Source organism: Microbacterium sp. SZ1 (assembly GCF_002362255.1).
Taxonomy (GTDB): Bacteria; Actinomycetota; Actinomycetes; order Actinomycetales; family Microbacteriaceae; genus Microbacterium.
In genome coordinates this window covers 74,892-99,567 of sequence record NZ_LPVV01000003.1, presented here as the reverse complement: position 1 = coordinate 99,567, position 24,676 = coordinate 74,892, and the positions used below count along the sequence as shown (strand labels likewise).

General features: G+C 69.9%; 21 protein-coding genes. 11 read left to right on the top strand and 10 right to left on the bottom strand.

Going from position 1 to position 24,676, the window contains the following annotated elements; genetic code table 11:
- Positions 1-128 precede the first annotated feature (128 nt).
- Positions 129-2,051 (top strand): BglG family transcription antiterminator, encoded by a 1,923-nt coding sequence (locus AUC47_RS02745; protein WP_096713710.1) that lies wholly within the window; start codon positions 129-131, stop codon positions 2,049-2,051.
- 24 nt (positions 2,052-2,075) lie between these two features.
- On the opposite strand, the gene AUC47_RS02740 is transcribed toward AUC47_RS02745, so the two are convergent.
- The 3 genes from AUC47_RS02740 to AUC47_RS02730 are packed head-to-tail and all read right to left on the bottom strand — an operon-like array spanning position 2,076 to position 4,846.
- A complete protein-coding gene (locus AUC47_RS02740) occupies positions 2,076-2,339 on the bottom strand; it encodes an HPr family phosphocarrier protein (protein WP_096713709.1) in 264 nt (87 codons plus the stop codon).
- A 6-nt stretch (positions 2,340-2,345) separates the two neighbouring features.
- Positions 2,346-4,016: a phospho-sugar mutase gene (locus tag AUC47_RS02735; protein WP_096713708.1), complete on the bottom strand. Its 1,671-nt coding sequence runs from the start codon at positions 4,014-4,016 to the stop codon at positions 2,346-2,348.
- Complete coding sequence (locus tag AUC47_RS02730) at positions 4,013-4,846, bottom strand: purine-nucleoside phosphorylase (protein ID WP_096713707.1); 834 nt, start codon at positions 4,844-4,846, stop codon at positions 4,013-4,015. Before AUC47_RS02730 ends, AUC47_RS02735 begins: the two co-directional genes overlap by 4 nt.
- Before the next feature lie 48 nt (positions 4,847-4,894).
- Here AUC47_RS02730 and AUC47_RS02725 point away from each other — a divergent pair, with 48 nt between their 5' ends.
- The gene (locus AUC47_RS02725; RefSeq protein ID WP_179297487.1) at positions 4,895-6,349 is read left to right on the top strand and encodes an NAD(P)H-quinone dehydrogenase; all 1,455 of its coding nucleotides are present in this window, start codon (positions 4,895-4,897) and stop codon (positions 6,347-6,349) included.
- A 67-nt stretch (positions 6,350-6,416) separates the two neighbouring features.
- Here the strand turns inward: AUC47_RS02725 and AUC47_RS02720 are convergent, their stop codons facing one another.
- The gene (locus AUC47_RS02720) at positions 6,417-8,183 is read right to left on the bottom strand and encodes an acetyl/propionyl/methylcrotonyl-CoA carboxylase subunit alpha (protein ID WP_096713706.1); all 1,767 of its coding nucleotides are present in this window, start codon (positions 8,181-8,183) and stop codon (positions 6,417-6,419) included.
- Between the two features lie 78 nt (positions 8,184-8,261).
- Complete coding sequence (locus AUC47_RS02715) at positions 8,262-8,900, bottom strand: Maf family protein (protein ID WP_096713705.1); 639 nt, start codon at positions 8,898-8,900, stop codon at positions 8,262-8,264.
- Positions 8,901-8,923: 23 nt separating this feature from the next.
- On the opposite strand from AUC47_RS02715, the gene AUC47_RS02710 reads away from it, so the two are divergent.
- The 5 genes from AUC47_RS02710 to AUC47_RS02690 all read left to right on the top strand — a co-directional run bounded on the left by AUC47_RS02710 (position 8,924) and on the right by AUC47_RS02690 (position 14,591).
- Positions 8,924-10,153 (top strand): class I SAM-dependent RNA methyltransferase, encoded by a 1,230-nt coding sequence (locus tag AUC47_RS02710; protein ID WP_096713704.1) that lies wholly within the window; start codon positions 8,924-8,926, stop codon positions 10,151-10,153.
- A 42-nt stretch (positions 10,154-10,195) separates the two neighbouring features.
- A complete protein-coding gene (locus AUC47_RS02705) occupies positions 10,196-10,858 on the top strand; it encodes a response regulator transcription factor (protein ID WP_096713703.1) in 663 nt (220 codons plus the stop codon).
- The gene (locus AUC47_RS02700) at positions 10,848-12,080 is read left to right on the top strand and encodes a sensor histidine kinase (RefSeq protein ID WP_096713702.1); all 1,233 of its coding nucleotides are present in this window, start codon (positions 10,848-10,850) and stop codon (positions 12,078-12,080) included. Before AUC47_RS02705 ends, AUC47_RS02700 begins: the two co-directional genes overlap by 11 nt.
- Positions 12,077-13,084 carry a hypothetical protein gene (locus AUC47_RS02695; RefSeq protein ID WP_096713847.1) on the top strand — a complete coding sequence of 336 codons (1,008 nt, stop codon included), beginning with the start codon at positions 12,077-12,079 and terminating at the stop codon, positions 13,082-13,084. The genes AUC47_RS02700 and AUC47_RS02695 overlap by 4 nt, the downstream gene beginning before the upstream one ends.
- A gap of 274 nt (positions 13,085-13,358) precedes the next feature.
- The gene (locus AUC47_RS02690) at positions 13,359-14,591 is read left to right on the top strand and encodes an ROK family transcriptional regulator (RefSeq protein WP_256999414.1); all 1,233 of its coding nucleotides are present in this window, start codon (positions 13,359-13,361) and stop codon (positions 14,589-14,591) included.
- Positions 14,592-14,772: 181 nt separating this feature from the next.
- Here AUC47_RS02690 and AUC47_RS02685 read toward each other — a convergent pair whose 3' ends face one another.
- From AUC47_RS02685 to AUC47_RS02670, 4 genes are all read right to left on the bottom strand, one after another.
- The gene (locus AUC47_RS02685; protein WP_096713700.1) at positions 14,773-15,015 is read right to left on the bottom strand and encodes an acyl-CoA carboxylase subunit epsilon; all 243 of its coding nucleotides are present in this window, start codon (positions 15,013-15,015) and stop codon (positions 14,773-14,775) included.
- A complete protein-coding gene (locus tag AUC47_RS02680; protein WP_373557843.1) occupies positions 15,012-16,601 on the bottom strand; it encodes an acyl-CoA carboxylase subunit beta in 1,590 nt (529 codons plus the stop codon). Before AUC47_RS02680 ends, AUC47_RS02685 begins: the two co-directional genes overlap by 4 nt.
- Positions 16,602-16,718: 117 nt before the next feature.
- Positions 16,719-17,696: a hypothetical protein gene (locus AUC47_RS02675; protein WP_256999413.1), complete on the bottom strand. Its 978-nt coding sequence runs from the start codon at positions 17,694-17,696 to the stop codon at positions 16,719-16,721.
- Positions 17,697-17,784: 88 nt separating this feature from the next.
- Positions 17,785-18,477, bottom strand: a complete 693-nt coding sequence (locus tag AUC47_RS02670; protein WP_096713698.1) for a phosphocholine cytidylyltransferase family protein — start codon at positions 18,475-18,477, stop codon at positions 17,785-17,787.
- A gap of 247 nt (positions 18,478-18,724) precedes the next feature.
- Between AUC47_RS02670 and AUC47_RS16870 the strand changes: the two genes are divergently transcribed.
- The 3 genes from AUC47_RS16870 to AUC47_RS02655 are packed head-to-tail and all read left to right on the top strand — an operon-like array spanning position 18,725 to position 22,420.
- The gene (locus AUC47_RS16870; protein ID WP_256999412.1) at positions 18,725-20,572 is read left to right on the top strand and encodes an ABC transporter ATP-binding protein; all 1,848 of its coding nucleotides are present in this window, start codon (positions 18,725-18,727) and stop codon (positions 20,570-20,572) included.
- Positions 20,548-22,113, top strand: a complete 1,566-nt coding sequence (locus AUC47_RS02660; protein ID WP_096713697.1) for a hypothetical protein — start codon at positions 20,548-20,550, stop codon at positions 22,111-22,113. Before AUC47_RS16870 ends, AUC47_RS02660 begins: the two co-directional genes overlap by 25 nt.
- Positions 22,114-22,153: 40 nt before the next feature.
- A complete protein-coding gene (locus AUC47_RS02655; RefSeq protein ID WP_028503536.1) occupies positions 22,154-22,420 on the top strand; it encodes a DUF3039 domain-containing protein in 267 nt (88 codons plus the stop codon).
- 9 nt (positions 22,421-22,429) lie between these two features.
- Here AUC47_RS02655 and AUC47_RS02650 read toward each other — a convergent pair whose 3' ends face one another.
- The gene (locus AUC47_RS02650) at positions 22,430-23,755 is read right to left on the bottom strand and encodes a nicotinate phosphoribosyltransferase (RefSeq protein WP_096713696.1); all 1,326 of its coding nucleotides are present in this window, start codon (positions 23,753-23,755) and stop codon (positions 22,430-22,432) included.
- Between the two features lie 71 nt (positions 23,756-23,826).
- On the opposite strand from AUC47_RS02650, the gene murI reads away from it, so the two are divergent.
- Positions 23,827-24,654, top strand: coding sequence for a glutamate racemase (murI, locus tag AUC47_RS02645; protein WP_096713695.1), 828 nt, complete (start codon positions 23,827-23,829; stop codon positions 24,652-24,654).
- The last annotated feature ends 22 nt before the right edge of the window (positions 24,655-24,676 follow it).

The window sequence follows — 24,676 nt, the reverse complement described above, 5'->3', positions numbered from 1 at the left end:
GCTTCCGGGGTGCCAACACGTTCCTTTCCGCCCCCGCGGAACGCCCGTTCCGACGCATGCCGCTCCGGTAGCTGACATCATGGGAATCACGTCACGGACAGTGCAGTCAGCATGGGAGTGGGAGGATCATGTCGCGTCAGCGCCAGGACCAGCTCCTCTCCACCCTGCTGCGTCAGGCGTCGTGGGCGACGGCGGCGAGTCTCGCCGATCAGCTCGGTGTGACGCCGCGGAGCGTCCGTTCGTACGTGTCGGCCGTGAACGCCCGCACGGCGGGTGCCGACGCGATCGAATCAGGGCCGGCCGGATACCGTGCGGGTCCGGCGGCGCGTGACGCGCTGCGTGCGCGGCAGGTGGGGGAGTCGGCGCCGCGCGACCGGCTGCACTCGCTCATCCGGGCCCTGCTCGACGATCCTTCCGGGATCGACGTCTTCGCGATGGCGGAACGCCTGCACGTCAGCGAGGCGACGCTCGAGTCAGATCTGGCGCGAGTGCGCGGTCTGCTCGAAGACACCGACCTCACGCTCGACCGCGACCGCGAGGTGGTCCGGCTGCGGGGGAACGAAGCGGCGCAGCGCCGTCTGCTGAGCAGGCTCGCACACGACGAGATGGATGCCGCGTCGTTCCACCCCGAGACCTTCCGCCGCGCGCTCGCCGGCAGCGCCGTGTCGGCGCAGGCCGTCGCTCCCTTCAAATCGGAGCTGGTCCGCGAGCTGGGAGCACTCGGCTACTTCGTGAACGAGCTCGCCATCTCCGACGTCCTGCTGCACATCGCGATCGCCGCCGATCGGGTGGCATCCGGGCACGCCCTCGATTCGGCATCCACGACTGCGCGTCCCGAGATCCCCGAGGTCGGCGCGATCATCGCCCGCCTCGCCCAGGAGCACTTCGCCGTCGCGCTGGGAGAGGGCGACAGTGGACACCTGGCGTCGCTCGTCCTCACCCGCATCGTCGCGCCGGGTCAGGACGCGACGAGGGAGGTCGCGCGCAGCGGCGTCGACCCGGCGGTGGAGTCCGCCGTCCGCGACGAGATCGCCCGCGCCGCCGACGACTTCCAGGTCGATCTGCTCGACGAGACGTTCGTGCTGCGGCTCGCGCTGCACGTCCAGAACCTGCTGCGGCGGGCGGAGGAGAGCGCGCTCACCCGCAATCCGCTCACGCGGTCGCTGAAGACCTCCTACCCGATGATCTTCGAGGTCGCCGTCTCGATCGCGAGCGGCCTCCACGACCGGCTCGGCACACCGATCCACGACGACGAGATCGCCTACATCGCCATGCACGTGGGCGGCAGGCTCGAACGCAGCCGCAAGGCCGAGTCGATCCTCACGGCCACGATCGTCTGCCCCGGCTACTACGAGCTGCACGAGCTGCTGCGGTCCAGCGTCGACCGTTCGCTCGGCTCGGCGATCGAGGTCACGAGCGTCGTGACGAACGTCGACCCCGACTGGGCGTCGTTCGACACCGACCTCGTGCTCAGCACGATCGAGCCGGGAGCGTCGGGCGATCGCTTCGTGCGGATCCAGCCCTTCCTCACGGATGCCGATGTCGACCGCATCCAGCAGGCGGCCGCCCGTGTGCGGCGGGCGCGCCGTCTCGCGCGGCTGCGGACCGAGCTCGCGCGCTACTTCGTCGCCGAGGCGTTCGTGCATCCGCTTCCGGACGAGGGCGAGGAGGCGATCATCGGACACCTCGGCGGACTGCTCTCGGACGCAGGACTCATCGGCGCGGACTACATCGAGAACACCATCGCCAGGGAGCGCATGTCCTCCACTGCGTTCACGGATTCTCTCGCCGTGCCCCACGCGCTGCAGATGACGGCCGCGCGCACCGCCATCGCGATCGGCGTCGCCGACGGATCGGCGGCCTGGGGGGAGGGGCGCGTGCAGGTGGTCGCGCTCGCCGCGTTCAGCGAGAGCGACCGCGCCGCGTTCCAGACCGTGTTCGAGCAGCTCGTCGAGGTGTTCAGCGAGCGAGACAGCGTGCAGCGCATCGTGCGCCGGGGCACGACCTACGAGGCCTTTCTCGACGAACTCGTCGCCGTCATCGACGGCTGATCGCAGACAGGACGACGCGCGCGATCAGCGACGCGGGTCGAGCACCTCGACGAGTGTGTCGAGCACGGCATCCGCACCCGACGAGTCCCACGTCTCGAGAACGACGGCGTCGCCCTCGGCGAGTCCCAGATCCATGATCGCGAGCACGCTGCTGAGGTCGACCACCGAGCCCGTCGTCGTCGTGAGCGTCACCGGGTGGGGGTGCGCCTGCACGAGCCGGACGAGCTCGGCGACGGGTCTGGCGTGCACGCCGTTGTGCGCGCTGATGACCACGTGTCTCTTCGGCATGGCGTCCTAGGAGCGCTCCGCCAGGAGTGCCCGCACCGCGCTCTCGAGTTCGTGCACCCGCTCGGCCGCCTGCGCGGCGGACTCGCCCGCCGCGTCGATGTAGACCTTGAGCTTGGGCTCGGTGCCGCTCGGGCGCACGATGATGCGTGACCCGTCGGCCAGCCGATAGCGCAGGACGTCGCCGGAGGGCTGCCCCTCCGCCGCGCGCAGCAGATCGTCGGCGGACGCGATAGGCAGCGAACCGAAGTCGGTCGGTGCATCGTCGCGCAGCGAGGTCATGACCTTCCCGATCACGGACAGATCGTCGACGCGCACCGACACCTGGCCGCTGGCATAGTGGCCGTAGGTGTCGCCGAGTTCTGTGAGCAGGCCCGCGATGTCGGTGCCGCGGTCCCGCGCTTCGGCCGCGAGACCGAGGATCGCGACGACAGCCGAGATGCCGTCCTTGTCCCGCACGGTCTCCGGGTTGACGAGGTATCCGAGCGCCTCCTCGAAGCCGAACACGATCCCGGGGGCACGAGAGATCCACTTGAAGCCCGTGAGCGTCTCGTGGAAGTCGAGGCCGTGGTGCGCGGCGATCGCTCCGAGACCGGGGGAGGAGACCAGCGAACAGGCGAGCGACGCCCCCGCCGTGCCGGCCGCGGCTCGGGCGGCTCGGGCACCGAGGAGGAGGCCTACCTCGTTGCCGGTGAGCCTGCGCCAGCCGTTCTCGGCATCCGCGTCGGGAATCGCCACCGCGAGACGGTCCGCATCCGGGTCGTTCGCGAGGATGAAGTCGGCCTGCACGCGGCGCGCTTTCGCGAACGACAGGTCCATCGCGCCCGGCTCCTCCGGGTTGGGGAACGACACGGTCCGGAAGGTGGCGTCGGGCTCGAGTTGCTCGCCGACGACCATCGGCTGCGGGTACCCGGCGGCGCGCACGATGCTCGACACCGTCTCCCATCCCACTCCGTGCATGGCGGTGTACACCCAGCGCAGACCGGATGCCGAGGCCGGGGCCGGTGCCACGGACGCCGTCGCGGCCACGTACGCCTCGACGACCTCTTCGCCGGCCGTCTCGTACGACGTCGAGCGCGGGAGCGCCGTGACATCCCCGGCGTCGGCGATGCGCTGGATGTGCGCTGCGATCTCGGCATCCGCGGGGGAGACGATCTGCGAGCCCTGGTCCGCCCCGCCGAGGTACACCTTGTAGCCGTTGTCGTTCGGCGGGTTGTGCGATGCGGTCACCATCACACCGGCGTCCGCTCCGAGGTGCCGCACCGCGAACGCGAGCACGGGCGTCGGGAGCAGGCGGGGGAGGATGATCGCCCGCAGGCCCGCCCCGGCGAACAACTCGGCGGAGTCGGTCGCGAACACACGCGAGTTGCGGCGGCCGTCGTAGCCGATGACGACCGTCGGCGTGCCGCCCTGCCCGCGCTCGCGAAGGTACGACGCGAAGCCTGCGGCCGCCTGGGCGACGAGAACGCGGTTCATGCGGTTGCTGCCGGCGCCGAGCGCGCCGCGCAGTCCCGCCGTGCCGAACGCCAGACGGGAGCCGAAGCGGTCGTCGAGATCGGCGATCGCGGCCTCGTCGCCCGAGGCCGCCCGCGTGATCACGCCGGCCAGCTCGTCGCGGGTCTCGTGATCGGGGTCCTGCCGCAGCCAGGCGCGCGCCTGCTCGAGGCGCTGCTCGCTCACAGCGCCTCGACCACTCGGGCCAGCAGTGCCGAGATGACGGGCTCGGCCTCGCGGCCCGCCTCGATCACCTCCGCGTGGCTGAGCGGGGTCTTCTGGATGCCGGCGGCGAGGTTCGTGATGAGCGAGAAGCCGAGGATCTCCATGCCCGCTTCGCGGGCGGCGATCGCCTCGAGGGCGGTCGACATGCCGACGATGTGCCCGCCGATGTGCTTCGCCATCTGCACCTCGGCCGGGGTCTCGTAGTGGGGTCCGCGGAACTGCGTGTACACGCCCTCGTCCAGGGACGGGTCGACACTGCGTGCGATGTCGCGAAGGCGAGACGAATACAGATCGGTGAGGTCGATGAAGGTCGCGCCCTCGAGCGGCGAGTCGGCCGTCAGGTTGATGTGGTCGCTGATGAGCACCGGCTGGCCGGGCTTCCATGTCTCGCGCACGCCGCCTGCGCCGTTGGTGAGCACCATGATCCGGGCGCCCGTGGCCGCTGCCGTGCGCACGGAGTGGACGACACGGCGGACGCCGTGGCCCTCGTAGTAGTGCGTGCGAGCGCCGATGACGAGGACGTTCTTGCCGTCGGGCGTGCGGATGCTGCGGAGCGTGCCGACGTGCCCCTCGAGCGCCGGCTTCGAGAAGCCGGTGACCTCGGTGGCGGGGATCGTGGCGACGGTCTCGCCGATGATGTCGGCCGCCTTGCCCCACCCGCTGCCGAGCGTCAGGGCGATGTCGTGCTTCTCGACGCCGGTGAGCCGGGCGATGTCCGCGGCTGCTGCGGCTGCGACCTCGAAGGGGTTCGCATTCGGGTCGTCGAGGGGGTTGTTGTGGTTTTCAGGCATGGATCCACTCTAGGAAGGTGGACGGCCGGGTGCCAGGATTGCGGGAGAATGGGAAGCATGTCTTCCACCCCCTTCGAACGCACTCAGCGCGTCGCCGTGCTCGGCGGCGGCCCCGGCGGATACGAGGCGGCCCTCGCGGCGGCCCAGCTCGGAGCCGAGGTGACCCTTGTGGAGCGGGTGGGCGTCGGTGGAGCGGCCGTGCTCACCGACGTGGTCCCCTCGAAGAGCCTCATCGCGACCGCCGACGCGGCCGTCGCGATCTCCGAGGCGTCCGACCTCGGGGTCCAGTTCTACGCGAAGGGCGAGCACGGTAAGCCGCTCAAGCCCGAGATCGCCATCAACCTCGCCGCCGTCAACAAGAGGCTCATCGCTCTGGCCGGTCAGCAGTCCGAGGACATGCGCTCGACCCTGCTCGAGGCGGGAGTGCGCATCCTCTCCGGGCACGGGCGCCTCGAGGGGCCGAACGCGATCGTCGTCTCCACCGGCGAGGACGGCACCGACTTCGATCGCGTCGAGGCCGACACCATCGTCGTCGCGGTCGGCGCATCGCCGCGCGAGCTCGACTCCGCGAGGCCCGACGGCAAGCGCATCCTCACCTGGACGCAGCTGTACGACATGAAGGCGCTGCCCGAGCACCTCATCGTCGTCGGCTCGGGTGTCACCGGTGCCGAGTTCGCGTCTGCGTACATGAACCTCGGATCGAAGGTCACCCTCGTCTCCAGCCGCGAGCAGGTGCTGCCCGGCGAGGACCAGGATGCCGCGAAGGTGCTCGAGAAGGTCTTCAAGCGCGGGGGCATGGAGCTGCTGTCGAAGGCCCGCGCCGAGAAGGTCGAGGTGGTCGACGGCGGCGTCCGCGTGACCCTCGCCGACGGCCGCACGGTCGAGGGCAGCCACTGCCTCATGGCGGTCGGCTCGATCCCGAACACGAAGGGCATCGGGCTCGAGGACGCGGGTGTCGAGCTCACCGAGCAGGGCAACATCCGGGTCAACCGCGTCGCTCGCACCTCGGTGCCCAACGTCTACGCGGTGGGCGACTGCACGAACTTCTTCCCGCTCGCCTCCGTCGCGTCGATGCAGGGGCGCACGGCGGTGTTCCACGCCCTGGGCGACATCGTGATCCCGTTGGAGCTCATCAAGATCACCTCCAACATCTTCACCGCCCCTGAGATCGCGACCGTCGGGTACTCGCAGAAGGATGTCGAGGACGGGGTGGCCGACGGCCTCGTCTACAAGCTCCCACTCGCCGCGAATCCCCGGGCGAAGATGATGGGCATCAAGGACGGCTTCGTGAAGCTCATCGCCCGCAAGGGGTCCGGCACCGTCATCGGCGGCGTCATCGTGGCGCCGAAGGCGTCGGAGCTCATCTACCCGATCGCCGTCGCGGTCGAGCGCCGACTCACGGTCGACCAGGTCTCGCGCGTCTTCGCCGCGTACCCGTCGCTGTCCAGCAGCATCACCGACGCGAGCCGTGCGATGCACCTCGTCAACGCGAAGATCAACTAGCCCGGGTGTCCTCCCACGCGAAAGAGCCCCCGCCGCGGCGGGGGCTCTTTCGCGTCGACGGATGCCGTCAGCTGATCGTGAGCAGTTGGTGGCCCGCGGACACGGTGGCGCCGGCATCCGCGTTGATGTTGCCGATCACGCCGTCCTTGTGCGCCTGCAGCGGCTGCTCCATCTTCATCGCCTCGAGCACGACGACGAGGTCGCCCTTGACGACCTGCTGGCCCTCCTCGACGGCGACCTTGACGACCGTCGCCTGCATGGGCGACTTGACCGCGTCGCCGGAGGCGCCGGCGCTGACGGAGGTGGCGTGGCTGCGGCGCGACGGCGGCACCGCGGCCGGGCGTCCGACGGCACCGGCGGCGACGGCGACGCGATCGGGCAGGCTCACCTCGAGACGCTTGCCACCGACCTCGACGACCACCGTGTGCCGACCCGACTCGGCGGCGGGGGATTCCAGCTCGCCGTCCCACGCGGGGATGTCGTTGACGAACTCGGTCTCGATCCAGCGCGTGAAGACGCCGAACTCGCCGTTCTCCGCGGTGAAGGCCGGGTCGTTCACGACCTTGCGGTGAAAGGGCAGAACCGTGGGGAGACCCGCCACCTCGAACTCCTCGAGCGCGCGACGCGAGCGCTCCAGAGCCTCGGCGCGGTCCTTGCCGGTCACGATGATCTTGGCGAGCAGCGAGTCGAAGGCGCCGGAGACGGAGTCGCCGGCGGTCACGCCGGAGTCCAGGCGGATGCCGGGGCCGCCGAAGGTCTTGAAGACGTGGACCGGTCCGGGCTGGGGGAGGAAGCCGCGACCCGGGTCCTCGCCGTTGATGCGGAACTCGAAGGAGTGCCCGGTGGGTGCGGGGTCGTCGTAGTCGATGGTGCCGCCGGCCGCGATGCGGAACTGCTCGCGGACCAGATCGATGCCCGTGACCTCCTCCGACACCGGGTGCTCGACCTGCAGGCGGGTGTTCACCTCGAGGAACGACACCGTGCCGTCGGCGCCGATGAGGAACTCGCAGGTGCCGGCACCGACGTAGCCGACCTCCTTGAGGATGGCCTTCGACGCGGCGTAGAGCTGCGCGTTCTGCTCCTCGGTCAGGTATGGCGCAGGCGCCTCCTCGACGAGCTTCTGATGGCGGCGCTGCAGCGAGCAGTCGCGGGTCGAGATGACGACGACGTTGCCCGCGGCATCCGCGAGGCACTGCGTCTCGACGTGGCGCGGCTTGTCGAGGTACTTCTCCACGAAGCACTCGCCGCGGCCGAAGGCGGCCACGGCCTCTCGCGTCGCCGACTCGAACAGCTCGGCGACCTCGCCGAGTTCGCGGGCGACCTTCAGCCCGCGTCCGCCGCCGCCGTAGGCGGCCTTGATGGCGATGGGCAGGCCGTACTCCTCCGCGAAGGCGACGACCTCGTCGGCGCCCGAGACGGGACCGGGCGTGCCGGGCGCGAGCGGCGCGCCCACCTTCTCGGCGACATGGCGAGCGGTGACCTTGTCGCCCAGGGCCTCGATGGCCTCGGGGGACGGTCCGATCCACGTCATGCCCGCGCCGATGACGGCACGCGCGAAGTCGGCGTTCTCTGCGAGGAAGCCGTAGCCCGGGTGCACGGCGTCGGCGCCGGCGCGTCGGGCGACCGAGAGGATCTTCTCGATCTGCAGGTAGGTCTCCGCGCTGGTGGCGCCGCCGAGGGCGTAGGCCTCATCGGCGAGACGTGTGTGCAGCGCATCGCGGTCCTGGTCGGCGTAGACGGCGACCGACGCGATCCCGGAGTCCCGGGCGGCACGGATGATGCGTACGGCGATCTCGCCGCGGTTGGCGATGAGCACCTTGGCGATAGCAGGCATGGTTGCCAGCCTAGCGAGAAGAGTGCCGATCGCTTTGACGACTCCCCACAAGAAAGATCGGGAAACGTGGAGGGGACTCTACGACCACAGGTCGGTCCAGCGGACCCCGAGCTGGGTGGCCAGACGGCGCACCGTCGACAGCGACATCCCCACCACCGTCGACGGGTCGCCCTCGACGCGAGTGATGAACGCTCCGCCCAGGCTGTCGACCGTGAAGGCGCCGGCCACATGCAGGGGCTCGCCCGAGGCGACGTAGGCCGCGATCTCGGCGTCCGAGACGTCGTCGGCGAAGGTCACGGAGGCTTCGGCGGTCGCCGTCGCCTCCACAGGCTCGGTGCCGGGTGCGACGCGGAAGACGGAGTGTCCGGAGTGCAGGATGCCGGTCGCGCCCCGCATCTCCCGCCACCGTCTCGTCGCCTCCTCCGGAGTGTAGGGCTTGCCGTAGACGCGGCCGCCGAGCGCGAACATCGAGTCGCCGCCGATCACGATCCCGTCGAACGTCCCCTCGGCCGCGAGGCGGAGCGCGACGTCAGCGGCCTTGGCGCGCGCGAGCAGAAGCACGAGCTCCGCCGGAGGGAGCTCTGATCCGCGCGTGGATGCCCCGGACGCGGCGAGTGCCTCCTCATCGACCCCCGGTGCCTCCGTGAGCGGCTCGATGCCCGCCTGTCGGAGCAGCATGAGACGGGCGGGAGAGGTCGAGGCCAGGCAGACGCGCATGTGCACCACCGTATCCTCGAAGGATGACTTCTTCCTCGGACCTGCTCGATCTGGACATCACCGGCATCGCGCACGGCGGCACCTTCATCGCCCGCCACGAGGGGCGCGTCGTCTTCGTCTCCGACGCGATTCCCGGCGAGCGGGTGCGCGCACGACTCGATCCCGAATCGACGGGCTCCTCGAAGAGCTTCTGGCGGGCCGAGACCGTGGAGGTGCTCGACGCCTCGCCGCACCGTCGACCACACGTCTGGGCCGAGGCCGATGTCTCGCGCGCGCCCGAGCAGCGCGCCGGCGGCGCGGATCTCGGACACATCGACCTCGCGCAGCAGCGCGTGCTGAAGCGCCGCGTGCTCAGCGAGGCTCTCGACCGCTTCGCCGGATCGGGGCTCGACGCGCCGGAGATCGAAGCCGTCGACTCGGGCGATGGCACCGGGTGGCGCACCCGGGTCACTCTCCACGTCGACGATGACGGCCTGGTCGGGCCCTACGCGGCACGCAGCCACCGCGTCATCCCGGTCGGGTCGCACCCGCTCGCTCGTCCTGCGGTCGCAGAGGCGGCTCTGCGGCTGAGAGGCGCGCGTCCGGGGAGCGTCGATCTCGTCGAGCCCGAGGACGGCGAGGTCCGCGTCATCAGGCGCGACGCGCGGCCCGAGCGCTCGAGACGGGGGTCGAGCCGCAGGGCGACGCCGGAGGTCGTGCACGAGCGGGTCGGCGATCGACGGTTCCACCTCGACGCGGGCGGATTCTGGCAGGTGCACCCTCGCGCCGCGTCGGTCCTCGATGCGGCGGTGTACGGCATCCTCGACGGTCACGTCGACGAGAGCCGAACGCACTACGACCTCTACGGCGGAGTCGGGTTGTTCGCAGCGACGCTCGCGGACCTCGGCGGGACCGACATCGTCACGGTCGAGTCGAACGCGCGGGCGACCTCGCATGCCGCCGCGAACCTCGCACCGCTCGATGTGACCGCCGTGACGGCGCGCGTCGACCGCTACCTCGCGGGTCTGCCGTCGGATGCCGCAGCCGGCGCCGTCGTGCTCGATCCGCCGCGTGCGGGAGCGGGACGCCAGGTCGTCGACGCGCTGAACGCGCTCGCACCGGAGGCCATCGCCTACGTGGCGTGCGATCCGGTCGCGCTGGCGCGCGATCTCGGCTCCTTCCGCGAGCACGGCTGGCAGGTGCGGCGGCTCCGCGCCTTCGACCTCTTCCCGCACTCGCACCACTTCGAGGTCGTCGCTCTGCTGACCCGCTGAACGGCGATCTCCAACGACTCGACTAATCAGTAGGCTGGGCGGATGAGCAGGGTCGCACTGATCGACGATCACGAGTCCGTCCGTCTGGGACTCGAGGCGGCATGCGCGCGGGACGGCGCGGGAACCGTCGTCTTCTCCGGCAGCACCGTCGGCGCGTACCTCGACTGGCGCGCGACGACCTCGGCCGCGCCCGCCGACGTCGTCGTGCTCGACCTGACGCTCGGCGACGGCACCACGGTGACCGAGAACGTGTCGTCGCTCGTCGCTGACGGCGCGAGCGTCGTCATCCACAGCGTCGCCGATCGTCCTGCTGCCGTCCGGGAGGCGCTCGTCGCCGGAGCCGCAGGCGTCGTGAGCAAGTCCTCCGCACTCGACGACGTGCTCGAGGCCATCCGCACCGTGGCCCAGGGCGAAGCGCTGAACAACGTGGAGTGGGCGAGCGCCGTCGACGGCGACCGCGACTTCGCCGACGCGCAGCTGTCGACACGCGAGCGAGAGGTGCTGCGGCTGTACGCCACGGGCCTGCCGCTCAAGGCGGTCGCCGAACGCCTAGGGGTGGCCTACTCCACGGCGAAGGAGAACATCACCCGCATCCGCGTGAAGTACGTCGAGGTCGGTCGCCCTGCGCCCACTAAAGTCGACCTGCTCCGTCGAGCGATGGAGGACGGGATCGTCGCCGCCGACGGGACGTCGAGTGCCCACTGAGCCGCTCAGCATCCGCGAAGCCTGGAGTCAGATCCCCTCTCCCGGCAGCGTGGAGACCGAGTTCGAGCGCTTCACGGGAAAGCGCATGGAGCGCATCCTCGCGACCGTCGTGGCGATCGGCTCGTCGGCCCTGGGCGTTCAGGCGCTGTTCGCCGCCATCCCGACCACATCCTGGAGCGACACGCCGCGCGTCGTCACGCTGCTCGCCGTCTACATCCCGTTCGCGCTCATGCTGGTGGCATGTGTGATCGGACGGGGCGTGCGCGCGGCATCCGGTCTCTTCGCGGTCGTCTACGTGGTCGCGCTCGGCGCGTGGCCGAGCCTGGTCGGCGTCTCCGCCGGCTCCGCCACCCAGCCCTGGATCTTCTTCCTCGTCAACGTCGGGGTCGTCGCGGCGATGCTCGCGTTCCCGCTGTGGCTCCAGTTCTCGTGGGCGGTCGCGCTCCCCTTCGTCTACGGGTACGTCCGGCTCGTCGAGGGCGGCTTCTCCCGCGATTTCTGGGTGACCACGGCCTTCGACGTCTCGTTCACCCTCATCCTCGGCATCGTGATCATCTCGCTCGGGTGGATGTTCCGATCGGTCGCCGCCGGCGTCGACGAGGCGAGGGCGCGCGCGGTGTCGTCATACGCGGACGCCGCGGCCGCCGCGGCGGCGGAGGAGGAGCGCGTGGCCATGTCGGCGCTCATGCACGACAGTGTGCTGGCCGCGCTCATCGCCGTAGAGCGCGCGGAGGGCGAGCGAGCGCGAGAGCTCGCGGTCGGGATGGCGCGCGAAGCGCTCACCCGACTGGCGAACACCGAGGCCGCGGTCGCGCAGGAGGGGAGTGACGATCCGGTGGCGACGGAGCAGATCGTCGCCGAGCTGCGGCGCGCCCTCTCCGAACTCGGTGCCGACGCGGTCGTCGAGGAACGCGGCGGTGTCGGGCTCCTTCCCGGCCGGGTCGCGCGGGCGCTCGTGCTCGCGGCGCGTCAGGCACTGGGCAACTCCGTCACACACGCCCACGGACGGGGCCTGCACATCCTGGTGGAGGGTCGCGGCGACGAGGGCATCACGGTGACGATCTCCGACACCGGACCCGGCTTCGACCTCGAGGCGATCGGCGCCGACCGTCTCGGCATCCGCGCCTCGATCCTCGCGCGCATGGCGGGGGTCGCCGGGACGGCTGACATCGAGTCGTCGGACCTGGGCACCACGGTCACGCTCGGGTGGGACCGCGCGTGAACAGGACGGTGCGCAGCGTCGCCACCTCGCTGGCCGTCGGGTTCGCGATGTACTTCGTGGCGCGCGGCGTGTGGTGGATCGAGCAGCCGACCGCGCCGCTGCTCATGGTCGCCGCGATCGGTGTCTACCTCGTCGTCGTGTGCGCGGCGATCCTCTGGGATTCCGCGACATCGGTCCGGATGCCGCTGTTCACGGCGCTGCTCGCCCTGGTCGCGAGCGGGGTCATCCCCGCGCTCGTCACGCTCTCCCTCGATCCAGCCACGCTGACCGCCCCGTTCGCCACCTGGTACATCGGAGCCCTCGGCCTGCTGGGCATCGTCTGCGTCGTGCGGCGACGGCTGGCGATCGGATGGCTGATCATCGTCGTGCTGATCGCCGCGTCATCGGCCGCCCTCGGGTTCTTCGTCGCGCTCTCCCTCGGGCTCGTCGGTTCGGTGATGTGGGTGGCAGTGGCTCATCTGCTCGTCATGTTCTGGGATCGGGCCGTTCACGACACCGAGCGGCTCGCCGGTATCCAACAGGCGGTCTCGGCCTGGCACGCCACACAGCAGGTCCGGCAGAAGGAGCGGCGCCTTCGCACCCAGTTCGCGGTCGCCGTCGCCGGGCCGCTGTTGAGCCGGGCCGTCGCCACGCAGGGCGAACTCGACACCGCGGAGCGGCTGGAGGCGCGCCTCGCGGAGGGTCGGCTGCGTGACGAGCTCCGGGGTGCGGATCTGCTGAACGATGCCGTGCGGGACGCGATCGAAGAGGCGCGGCGCAGGGGTGCCGTGGTCACGGTGTTCGACGAGGGCGGTCTCGACGAGCTGACCGAGGAGCGGCGGGAAGAGATCCGCGACGAGCTGGCCGACGTTCTGCGCGAGGCGCACGCCGAGAGATGGATCATCCGCGCGGCGAGGGACCCCAGGACCGCTGTGACCGTGGTCGGCAGGGCGAGCGCAGGCAGGGCCAGTGACGACGATGCCGTCGACGTGTGGCACGAGATCCCGCGCGAGAGCGCTCACTGAGTCGACGCCCACCGCCCCTCGACTCCGACCGGGGGAGGTGATCGGAGGCGAGGGCGGAAAGAGAATGGGCGAGGGGCGGCGAATCCGCCAGCCCCTCGCCGTGCGGAACAGTTACCCGAAAACCGTCCGCCGATGACCGGTCTGCGTCTATCTACCCTGGGACAGAGAGACCAGCCGAACGCGAAGCGTCCCCCTCAGTCTCACGGTTCTTCCCGAGGTTGTCTGTAGGTATTTTGGGGGACACGGAATGGGCCCGGATGCGAGAAGATGAGACATGCCGATGCGCCGGGGTACCAACCTGCCGCGGATGGGCGACTTCAATCAGTCCGTGATCCTCGAAGCCATCCGCCGGTCCGTCGACGGGCTCAGCCGCATCGAGCTCGTCGAAGCCACGGGACTGTCTGCGCAGACGGTGACGAACATCACGCGTCGACTGCTCGACGACCGGCTGATCGCCGAGGCCGGACGCACGATCAACGGGCCGGGGAAGCCGCGCGTCACGCTGCGACTCGTCGCCGAAAGCCGTTTCGCCGTGGGTGTGCACCTCGACCCCGCTGTGATCACCGCCGTCCTCCTGGACATGTCCGGCGCGGTCAGGCGACGTCGCTCCGTGCGAACGAGCGATATGGATCCGGCGCGGATCGCAGAGACGATGGCGGGCGCGGTGGACGCGGTCATCGCCGATTCCGCCGTCGACCGTCGACTCGTCTCCGGGGTGGGCGTCGCGGTGCCCGGTCCGCTCGACGCGGAGCGCGGCACTGTGATCGACCCGCCCAAGCTCCAGGGGTGGCACAGGGTCCCTCTGCGCGCCGTGGTGGCCGAGGCGTCTGGATTCGAGGTCATGCTGGAGAAGGACACGGTCGCCGCGGCGGTGGGGGAGCAGTGGACCGGGCGATGGGCGGCAGACGGCTCGTTCGTGTTCGTCTACCTCGGCACCGGCATCGGTGCCTCACTGGTCAGGGATGGCGACGCGATCAGAGGGAGTTCGCGGAACTTCGGCGAGATCGGGCACATCGTCGTCGATCCGGAGGGGCCGCGGTGCGCGTGCGGATTGCGCGGATGCGTCGACGTCGTCTGCACTCCCCAGGCGATCGTGGCACGAGCTGAGCGCGATGGACTCTTCACGGATGCGGTGGATCCGAGCGACCTCGGTGCGGTGGAAGAACGATTCACGCGACTGTGCGACCGCGCGTCGGAGGGCGAACAGGGGGCAGTGGCCGCGATCGAGATCGCTGCAGCGCATCTCGCAGTGCTCATCTCCGTGCTCATTGACGTCCTCGACGTGGATCGCGTCGTGCTCGGAGGGCCGCACTGGGGGGCGCTCTGCGACTTCTACCTGCGTCTGCTGCCCGAGAGGGTACACCGTCGCAGCGCGACCCGAGCGCTGAGGTCGATTCCCATCGACGGCACGGTCGTCGGTGCGGACGTCGGAGCGGTGGGCGCTGCCTGTGTCGTGCTGGACGCGGTGCTGACTCCGCGCGCTTCGGATCTGTACCTGAGCGACTGAATCGCCCTTCACTCAAATTCCGATGTATCGGCGGCCGGGCCGGTATCTTAAGTCCAATCGATGTACTATCGATGTTGGTGCGCCGACTGGGGTGAATCCGGAGGGGGTGAGTCCCTCATGTGCAGGAGGGGCTCACTGCGCGGCCCGTGAGATGGAGGGTTCACGGGCCCGCAGACCCCGTTCAGCCCGAGAAACGGCCCCAGGGGATGTCACGCCGGAGCGGCCTGCGCATCGATCGCTGTGTCTTGATCCACGCCGACACTCGCGGCTCCTCTGCCACGGCATCCGCCGACTCCTGCGCGTAGGCATCGCTGACGACCGCGGTGAGAGCGGCGAGCTCCTCCTCGGTGGCGTTCCCGCGGATGATCTCGATCGTCGGCGGCTGCTCGCCCGCCGCGGGCGTGGCGTCGGATGGCGTGCTCACAGCGGGATGTTCCCGTGCTTCTTCGGCGGCAGCTCGGCGCGCTTGCCGCGAAGGGCGCGGAGAGCCTTCGCGATCGACACGCGCGTGTTCGCGGGTTCGATGATCCCGTCGATCTCGCCACGCTCCGCTGCGAGGAAGGGCGAGGTCACACTGTAGGTGTACTCGTTCGCGAGGCGCGTGCGCACAGCGGCCACGTCCTCGCCCGCCTCCTCGGCTTTGCGGATCTCGTTGCGATACAGGATGTTGACGGCGCCCTGTCCGCCCATGACTGCGATCTCCGCCGTGGGCCACGCGAGGTTGACGTCGGCGCCCAGCTGCTTCGAACCCATGACGATGTACGCCCCGCCGTACGCCTTGCGCAGGATGACCGTGACCATCGGGACGGTTGCTTCGGCGTACGCGTAGATGAGCTTGGCCCCGCGGCGGATCACGCCGGTCCACTCCTGATCGGTACCCGGCAGGTAGCCGGGCACGTCGACGAGCGTCACGATCGGGATGGAGAACGCGTCGCAGAAGCGCACGAAGCGGCTCGCCTTCTCGCCTGCCTCGATGTTCAGCGTGCCGGCCATCTGCGACGGCTGATTCGCGATGATGCCGACCGAGCGTCCTTCGACGCGACCGAAACCGATCACGATGTTCGGTGCGAACAGAGGCTGCACCTCGATGAAATCGCCCGCGTCCACCACGTGCTCGATGACCGAGTGGATGTCGTAGGGCTGGTTGGGGGAGTCGGGGATGATCGAGTTCAGCGAGCGGTCGGCATCCGTGGTCTCCCACTCGAAGCCGCTCTCGTAGCCGGGGATCTCGGCCATGTTGTTGTCCGGCAGGAAGCTGAGCAGCGTGCGCGCGTAGTCGAGCGCGTCGTCCTCGTCCTGGGCGAGGTAGTGCGCGACGCCGGAGCGCGTGTTGTGCGTGAGCGCGCCGCCGAGCTCCTCCATGCCGACGTCCTCGCCGGTGACCGTCTTGATGACATCGGGACCGGTGACGAACATCTGGCTCGTCTTGTCGACCATGATGACGAAGTCGGTGAGCGCCGGCCCGTACACTGCACCGCCGGCGGCCGGCCCCATGATGATCGAGATCTGCGGGATGACGCCCGACGAACGGGTGTTCAGACGGAAGATCTCGCCATATTTGCTGAGGGCGAGCACGCCCTCCTGGATGCGGGCGCCTCCCGAGTCCAGGATGCCGATGATCGGCATCCCGTTCGTGAGCGCGAACTCCATGATCTTGATGATCTTGTCGCCGGACACCTCGCCGAGCGATCCGCCGAAGGTCGTGAAGTCCTGGGAGTACACGGCGACCGTCCGGCCGTGGATGGTGCCCACCCCGGTGACGACCGAGTCGCCGTATGGTCGGTTCCGGTCCATGCCGAACGCTGTGGTGCGGTGGCGCACGTACTCGTCGAACTCGACGAAGCTGCCGGGGTCGACGAGCAGCTCGATGCGCTCGCGGGCGGTCATCTTGCCCTTGGCGTGCTGCTTCTCCTGCGCGACCTTCTCGGCGTCGACAACGGCTTCGTTGTAGCGAGCGCGAAGGTCTGCGAGTCTGCCGGCGGTGGTCGAGAGTTCGGGCTGTTCCGTCACGGATTCCACCTTATCGTCGGGTCGTCGCGCCCCGTTGGATGCTCGCCACAACGGGGCGCTCGATCCTTTGGTGATCAGGGCGTAGGAGCCGCAGCCCCATCGCAGCGGTGGCCCGGATCAGTGCGACGACGACGGGGAGTCGGGAAGTTCGTGTCCGCCGATCGACTCGATGCCCTCCTGGGTGCTGTCGCCTCGACCGCGGAGCGTCGTCAGCTCGCCGAGGCGGCGTCCGGCCCAGCCGACACCGCGGGCGGCCGCGCCGGCCGCGCCCGCGACGGCGCTGCCCACGTACTGGGCGCCGTGCAGCATCCGGAACTCCAGCTTCTCCGCTCCGGGGACGGGCTCGAGCTCGGCCGGGAGTTCGACGGGCGCGGCGCCGAACGCCCGACGCGACGTTGTGAGCACCCGTCGGCCCAGAATGTGGTTGCCGGCTCCGCCGACGGCGGCGCCGACGCCGAAGGGCAGCGCCTTTCCGACGAACGACGCGCCGCCCTTCGCTGCGAACTGACGCACGAACGCGCTTTTGAGTCGGTCCGCGAGTGGACCGACTGCCGCTCGCGGCAGCGACTTCGTCACCAGCTCGCCCCAGTAGGACGAGCGGGATCCGCCCCGTCCGGCGGCCTGACCCGCGAGATGACTGACGAGATCGACGCCCTCTTTGCCGAGCATGAGCGTCATCACCAGCGCTCGCGCCCGATCGGGGTTGGAGACGGGGATGCCGTGCACCTCGGCGACGGACTGCGCGAACAGGGCCGTGGACTCGACGAAGCCGACCGTCTCCACGCCGGAGAGGGCGAGGGTGATGCCGGTGCCGATCCCGGGCACGACCGCTGTCGCACCCACGGCTGCGCCTCCCGTGGTGACCGCAGCGAGGTAGCGCCGCTCGAGGATGCGGATGATCTCCGCCGGGCTGGCCTGCGGGTTACGCAGTCGGATGCTGCGGATGTGGGCGAGGACCAGCGGGCGCTGGATGGCCAGCACGCGGTCGAGACCGCGCACCATCAGCGGATGCTCGGTCGACCCGACCGGCGGCACCCCCTTGTCCCAGGGAGAGTCGTCAGGCAGGGAGTGGATCTTGTGCACCTTCGGAGCCATGTGCCGATCATAGGAATCTCCGCCGCGAAAAACCCGAAAGCCCGGCTCCCTTGACGGGGCCGGGCTTTCGTGCAGAGATCGCGCGTGGTCAGACGAAGAGGTTCGCGCGCTCCAGGTCTTCCGCGAAGTCGATCTCGACCGCGTAGAGATCGGAGACGTCCATCGGCTCGAGCAGGAGACCGTTCTCGGCGATCGCGAGCTCGAGGCCCCGCTCGAAGTAGTCCTGGTCCTCGACCCGCTGCAGCTGGCGCATGAACGCCTTCTTGTCGGCGGACGAGATGTAGTTGATGCCGACGGCCTCGCCGAGCCCGCCCTTGACCGTCTTCGAGAGCTCCTTGATGAAGCCCTCGGGCGTCACGGTGTACTTGACCTCCTCGTCGCTCACCTTCGAGGTGTTCACGGTCACGAACGACTGGTCGCGCTCGATGTAGGCGGCAGCGCGGCCGAGGATCATCGGGTCGAACACGACGTCGCCGTTCATCCAGAGGACGCCGGCCTTGCCGGTCGCGCCGAGCGCGCGGAGAAGGCTCTTCGAGGTGTTGGTCTCGTCGTAGCGCTCGTTGTGAACGTAGTTGACGTTCGGGAACGCCTCGATGATGGTCTCTGCGCGGTAGCCGACGACGGTGGTGATACGGGCGTCGGTGCCGAAGGCGGCGCGGATGTTGTCGTGCTGCTGACGCATGATCGTGCGGCCGTCGCTCAGTTCGGTGAGCGGCTTGGGCAGCGCACGACCGAGGCGCGAGCCCATGCCTGCGGCGAGGATGACGGTCTGAAGAGTCACGAGTGCTCCTAAAGGATTGGTGTTCACGGTCGGTTCACCGACCGGACACTTCGTCGTGCCGGATGTCATGCTAGCGATACAGCCTGGGAAGGCCCGCCGTCGGGCGCTCCTGTTGCCGTTTCGTGACCCACTACACACCGGACGCTCAGATTCGTCCAGAGGCTTGCGCGACGGCGTTTCGTCTGATCCGCCGGGCAATGTTGCGGTCGGCCGTGGGAAACGTCGTGCCCGTTGATACCGTAGGACGGTGACTGCTTCCCCCGACGACCGCACCGATCAGGTGGCTGACTCCGCGAGCTCGTCTGAGAAGAAGACGCCTGCCCGCAAGACCCCCGCGAAGAAGACGCCGGCGCGTCGCGCGCCGAGCCGGTCGGCGGACGAGAACGCCGCTGCGACCGTCGAGGTGGTCGCCGAACCCGTCGCGCGCCCGGGGGCGGGTAAGGCATCGACGAAGCCGAGTTCCGCCGCCGCAGCCCGCGCCGCGGCGGCCAAGAACTCCGCCAGGACCGGTACGGCGGGGAAGGCGGGTGCCGCGAACGGCACGGCGGCCAAGAGCGCTGCGCGCACGCCGTCCACCGCGAAGACGTCTGCGGCGAAGGGCGCGACGGTCCGAACGTCGAAGACCGCCGCATCCGGCGTCCCCAAGACGTCGACCACGAAGGCCACAGCGGCGAAGACCGCGGCCGCGAAGAAGGCGGCGGAGAAGAGCGCGGCAGCGAAGACCGCCGCGCGGACGACTGCGGCTCGAACGGCCGCGGCGAGATCGGCAGCCGCGAAGAAGGCGGCTGAGACACGGGCTGCCAACGCGGCGGCAGCGAAGGCGGCTGCGGAGGCGGCCGAAGCCGAGCGGAAGGCTGCGGAGGCAGCCGAACGAGAGCAGACGGCCGCACCCGTTCAGCCCGAGGCCGTGTCGGCGTCGGGGCAGGGGTCGGCCCAGGCCTCCGCCTCGGAGCCGGCACCGGAGACCTCCGTCTCCGAGGCCGCGCCCGAGATCGAGTCGGAAGCTCCGGTCGAGTCGGAAGCTTCGATCGAGTCGGAAGCTCCGGTCGAGTCGGAAGCTCCGGTCGAGCCAGAGGCTCCGGTCGAGCCGGAGGCGCCGCTCGACACGGAAGCTCCAGTCGAGCCCGAGTCCGCTCCCGAGCCGCAGCCGGCCGTCACCGTCGAAGCCCCCGAGGACGAGGCCGCACAGACGACCGACGCTGCCGTGTCGGATGTCGACGCCCCCGCCGAGGTGGCGGCCGCATCCGTCGAGACCGTCGACGCGGCATCCGATGCCGAGGCGGAGTCGATCAGCCCGCAGGAGCGCGCGGCGGACGAGCCGGCGGCCGAACCGGGCAGCGAGGCGATCCGCATCCGCGGACTCGTCAAGAACTTCGGCGACCACACGGCCGTGAACGGCATCGACCTCACTGTCCCCGCCGGATCGTTCTACGGCATCGTCGGTCCCAACGGCGCAGGCAAGACCACGACCCTGTCGATCGTGGCCGGGCTGCTCCGCTCCGACGGCGGCAGCGTCGTCGTCTGCGGCATCGACCAGGCGGCCAAGCCGCAGGCGGCGAAGCGCATGATGGGCGTGCTCCCCGACAGGCTCCGCACCTTCGACCGGCTCACCGGACGGCAGCTTCTCTACTACTACGGACTGCTCCGCGGGCTGGCCTCCGACGTGATCGAGAAGCGCGTCGGCGACCTCGCCAGGGCCTTCGACCTGGGCGATGCGCTCGGTCGCGTCGTCTCCGACTACTCCGCCGGCATGACGAAGAAGATCATGCTCGCGGGAGCGATGATCCACTCGCCCCGAGTGCTGGTGCTCGACGAACCGTTCGAGGCCGTCGATCCCGTATCGTCCGCGGTGATCCTCGACATCCTGCGCGCCTATGTCGCGCACGGAGGCACGGTCATCCTCTCCAGCCACGGCATGGACCTCGTCGAGCGGGTGTGCTCGCGCGTGGCGATCATCGTCGGCGGCGACGTGCTGGCCGAAGGGACGATCGACGAGGTGCGCGCGGGGCAGACGCTCGAAGCGCGCTTCGTCGAGCTCTCCGGTGGCATCGGCGAGGTGGAGGGGCTCGAGTGGCTGCACACGTTCTCCGACTGAGGGCGGCGCTTCTGGTCGGCTCGCTCCGCGGCGACCGACGGGTGCGCACCCTGCTGATGTTCGTCGTCGTCGTGGCGCTCACCGTGGTGGTGTGCTCGGCGATCCTGAGCCTCGACGACGCACCGGTCGAGGTCGCGCGCACCGTGACGGTGCTCGGCAGCGGCGCGCTGTTCCTCGGCTTCCTCGTCGGTCCGCTGCTCGTCGGGGCCACCGACCAGCTCGACCCGCGCCGCTTCGCCGTCTTCGGCGTCGATGAGCGGCGGATGCCGTGGATCCTTGCGCTCACCTCGCTCGTGAGCGTGCCGAGCGCCGCCGTCCTGGCCGTGCACGCCAGCGTGTGCATCGTCGCCATCCGGCTGGGAGCGCCGTGGCCGGCAGCAGTGCTGATGAGCATCCTCGCCGTCCTCTCGACCGTCCTCGTCGCCCGCATCGGGATGGCCCTCAACGCCCTCCTTCTCCCGGAGCGGCGTTCGCGCGAGCTCACCGCCCTCTTCGCACTCGCCGTGCTGGTCGTCGCATTCCCCGTCGCGGTGTTCCTCGCGTCGCTGAACTGGGAGGGGCAGGTTCCCGCTTCGGTCGCCAACGTCGCGGCCGTCGTCGGTCTCACTCCGATCGCAGCCGCTCCGCGGTTCCTCTTCGCGGCGGCAGCGGGTGACACGTCGAGCGCCTGGGCAAGCGGCCTCATCGCCACGGCGACCGCCGTCGTGCTCTGGGTCCTCTGGACGTGGCTCGTCCGTCGACTGCTCACGACCACCGAGCGCCCCGCGGCATCCCGCGAGCGCACCGGGCTCGGCTGGTTCGGTCTCCTGCCGTCCAACGCCTTCGGCGCCATCGCTGCGCGCAGTCTCGTCTACTGGCTGCGCGACCGCCGCTACATCATGAACGTGATCGTCGTGCCGATCGCGGGTGTCCTCACCGTGCTGCCGCTGCTCGTCGCCGGTGTACCCCTCGAGATCGCGGCGCTGTTCCCGGTGCCCGTGATGGCGCTGTTCTTCGGCTGGCTGCCGCACAACGACGTCGCCTACGACTCCACGGCACTGTGGACGCACGTGGCCAGCGGCGTCCGCGGGGCTCCAGACCGGCTCGGGCGCCTGGTCCCCGTCGTCCTCGTCGCGGTTCCGGTGCTCGCGATCGCGGTGCCGCTCACCCTCCTCTGGATCGACGACTGGCGGCTCCTGCTCCCGCTCGTCGGCCTCGGCGCGAGCCTGCTGCTCGCCGGTCTCGGGCTCTCCAGCATCGTGTCGGCCGTCGCGCCCTACGCGGTGTCGCACCCCGGCGACAGCCCGTTCCAGCAGCCGCAACGAGCGGCCTCCCGTGGGATCTTCGGCCCGGCGGCGGCGTTCCTCGGAGCGATCGTCGTCAGCGCTCCGACCGTCTGGCTGTTCGTTCTGACCGTCTTCGAGGGGTCGGAGTACGCGTCGGCGACGTTCTGGACCGGGCTCGGCACGGGCATCGCGGTGCTCGCGATCGGTGTGACGGTGGGTGGGCTGATCTTCGAGCGCGGCGGCGAGCGGCTGATGGAGTTCGTCGAGACCGCATGACCCCCGCCCGACACCGTGCGCGCGCGGCTAGAATCTGGACATGAGTACTCCGCTGGACAGCCCCGATCAGGGCGGCGTGGCAACGCTTGATCGCGAACTGGAAGAGCTCCTCCGGGAGGAGAATCTCGAACCGGGCGACCACGAGCGCTTCTCGCACTACGTGAAGAAGGACAAGATCCTCGAGTCCGCGATCACCGGCAAGCCGGTGCGCGCTCTGTGCGGCAAGAAGTGGACACCGGGACGCGATCCGGAGAAGTTCCCCATCTGCCCCACGTGCAAGGAGATCTACGAGTCGATGGTCGGCTGACCGACCCGATCACTCGGCGTCGACGAAGACCGTCGGGATCGCCGGATCCGACTTGCTGAGCGCGAGCGCGCGCACCGGAAGCTCCTCGCGTACGCGCAGGTGGTGCTGCCTCGCGGCGGCCGTACCCGCCGCTCCCTCGAACGACCGGTCGATCTCGCCGCGGTCGACGAACGTCGCCTGCAGGGCGCGACCGTCTGGATGCTCCGCTGCGGTTCCGAGCTCCTCGAATCCGTCCGACACCACGACTGTCTCGGCGGAGGCCACACCGTCCGACAGGGTGCGGAATGCGGCCTTTCGTCCGCCGTGAGACGCCTTGTCGGTGGACGCCTTCGCGACGCCGATCCACGACCCGTCGGCATCCTGTCGCGCCACCAGCTTGTAGACCATGCTCGCTGTGGGATACCCCGAACCGGTCACCACCGATGTGCCGACGCCGTAGGCGTCAACGGGGGAGGCGGCGAGGGCGGCGATGGCGTACTCGTCGAGGTCGCTCGTGACGGTGATGCGGGTGCCCGTGGCGCCGAGCTCGTCGAGCTGCGCTCGTACCTCCGCAGCCACGATCGGCAGATCGCCGGAGTCGATGCGCACCCCGCCGAGTCCGGTGCCCGCGATGCGGATCGCCGTCTCGACGCCCCTGCGGATGTCGTAGGTGTCGACCAGCAGCGTGGTACCGGTGCCGAGGCTCTCGATCTGCGAGCGGAACGCGTCCTCCTCGCTGTCGTGCAGCAGCGTCCAGGAGTGCGCAGCGGTGCCCATCGTCGGGATGCCCCACTGTCGCCCCGCCTCCAGGTTGCTCGTCGCGCCGAAGCCGGCGATGTACGCGGCTCTGGCGGCGGCGACGGCCGAGCGCTCCGCCGCGCGCCGTGATCCCATCTCCGCGAGCGGACGCTCTCCCGCGGCGATGCTCATCCGCGACGCAGCGGTCGCGACGGCGGAGTCGTGGTTGAGGACGCTCAACGCGAGGGTCTCCAGCACGACGGCTTCCGCGAAGCTGCCCTCGACGGTGAGGATGGGGGAGCCGGGGAAGTACAGCTCGCCCTCGCGGTAGCCACGAATGCTGCCGGTGAAGCGGTAGGACTCGAGGTACTTGAGCGAATCGGCATCCACCACGTGGTTGTCGCTCAGGAACCGCAGCTCGTCGTCGCCGAAGCGGAAGTCCCGCAGGAGTGCCAGCAGGCGGCCTGTGCCGGCCACGACGCCGAAGCGGCGTCCGCCGGACAGCCGCCTCGAGAAGAGCTCGAAGACGCTGGGCCGGGCGGCCGTCCCGTCGCGCAGAGCGGCGGCGAGCATCGTGAGTTCGTATCGGTCGGTGAGCAGCGCCGTGGACGTCGTCATGCGCTCAGCTTAGTGACGGCGGGCTCGGCGAACGCCGCGCATGCCGGTGCGCCCGAGTAGGCTGGGGAGTCATGAATGACGCGCCGATCGGAATCTTCGACTCCGGTGTCGGCGGGCTCACGGTGGCCAGGGCCATCCGCGCCCAGCTGCCCCGCGAGTCGTTCGTCTACATCGGCGACTCGGCCCACTCGCCGTACGGGCCGAAGCCCATCGCCGACGTGCGTCGCTATTCGCTCGAGGTTCTCGACACGCTCGTCGATCAGGGCGTGAAGATGCTGGTGATCGCCTGCAACACGGCATCCGCCGCGATGCTGCGCGACGCCCGTGAGCGCTACGACGTGCCGGTGGTCGAGGTCATCGGTCCTGCGGTGCGTCGAGCCGTGTCGACGACGCGCAACGGCCGGGTGGGAGTGATCGGCACGGTCGGCACGATCGGCTCGCGCGCCTATCAGGACATGCTCGAGGTCAACGAGCGGTTGCAGGTCTTCACTGCGGCCTGCCCGCGGTTCGTGGAGTTCGTCGAGGCGGGCATCACCGGAACGCCCGAGGTGCTCGCCACCGCGGAGGAGTACCTCGCCCCCCTGCGGGATGCCGGCGTCGACACCCTCGTGCTCGGATGCACGCACTACCCCTTCCTGCGTGGTGCGATCAGTTACGTCATGGGGGAGGGGGTGACGCTGGTGTCGAGCGACGATGAGACCGCCGGCGACGTGTACCGCCAGCTCGTCCGCGGCGACCTGCTCGCTCCTGCCGACGCGACCGCCTCGTACGTCTACGAAGCCACCGGCGCGTCGACCGCCGAGTTCACGGCGCTCGCCAACCGTCTGATGGGACGTGAGGTCCGCGACGTGCAGCTCGTGCAGACCGGTGTGATCACGCTTCCCGACTCCGTCCACTGACCTGACCGCACGACACCCTCGT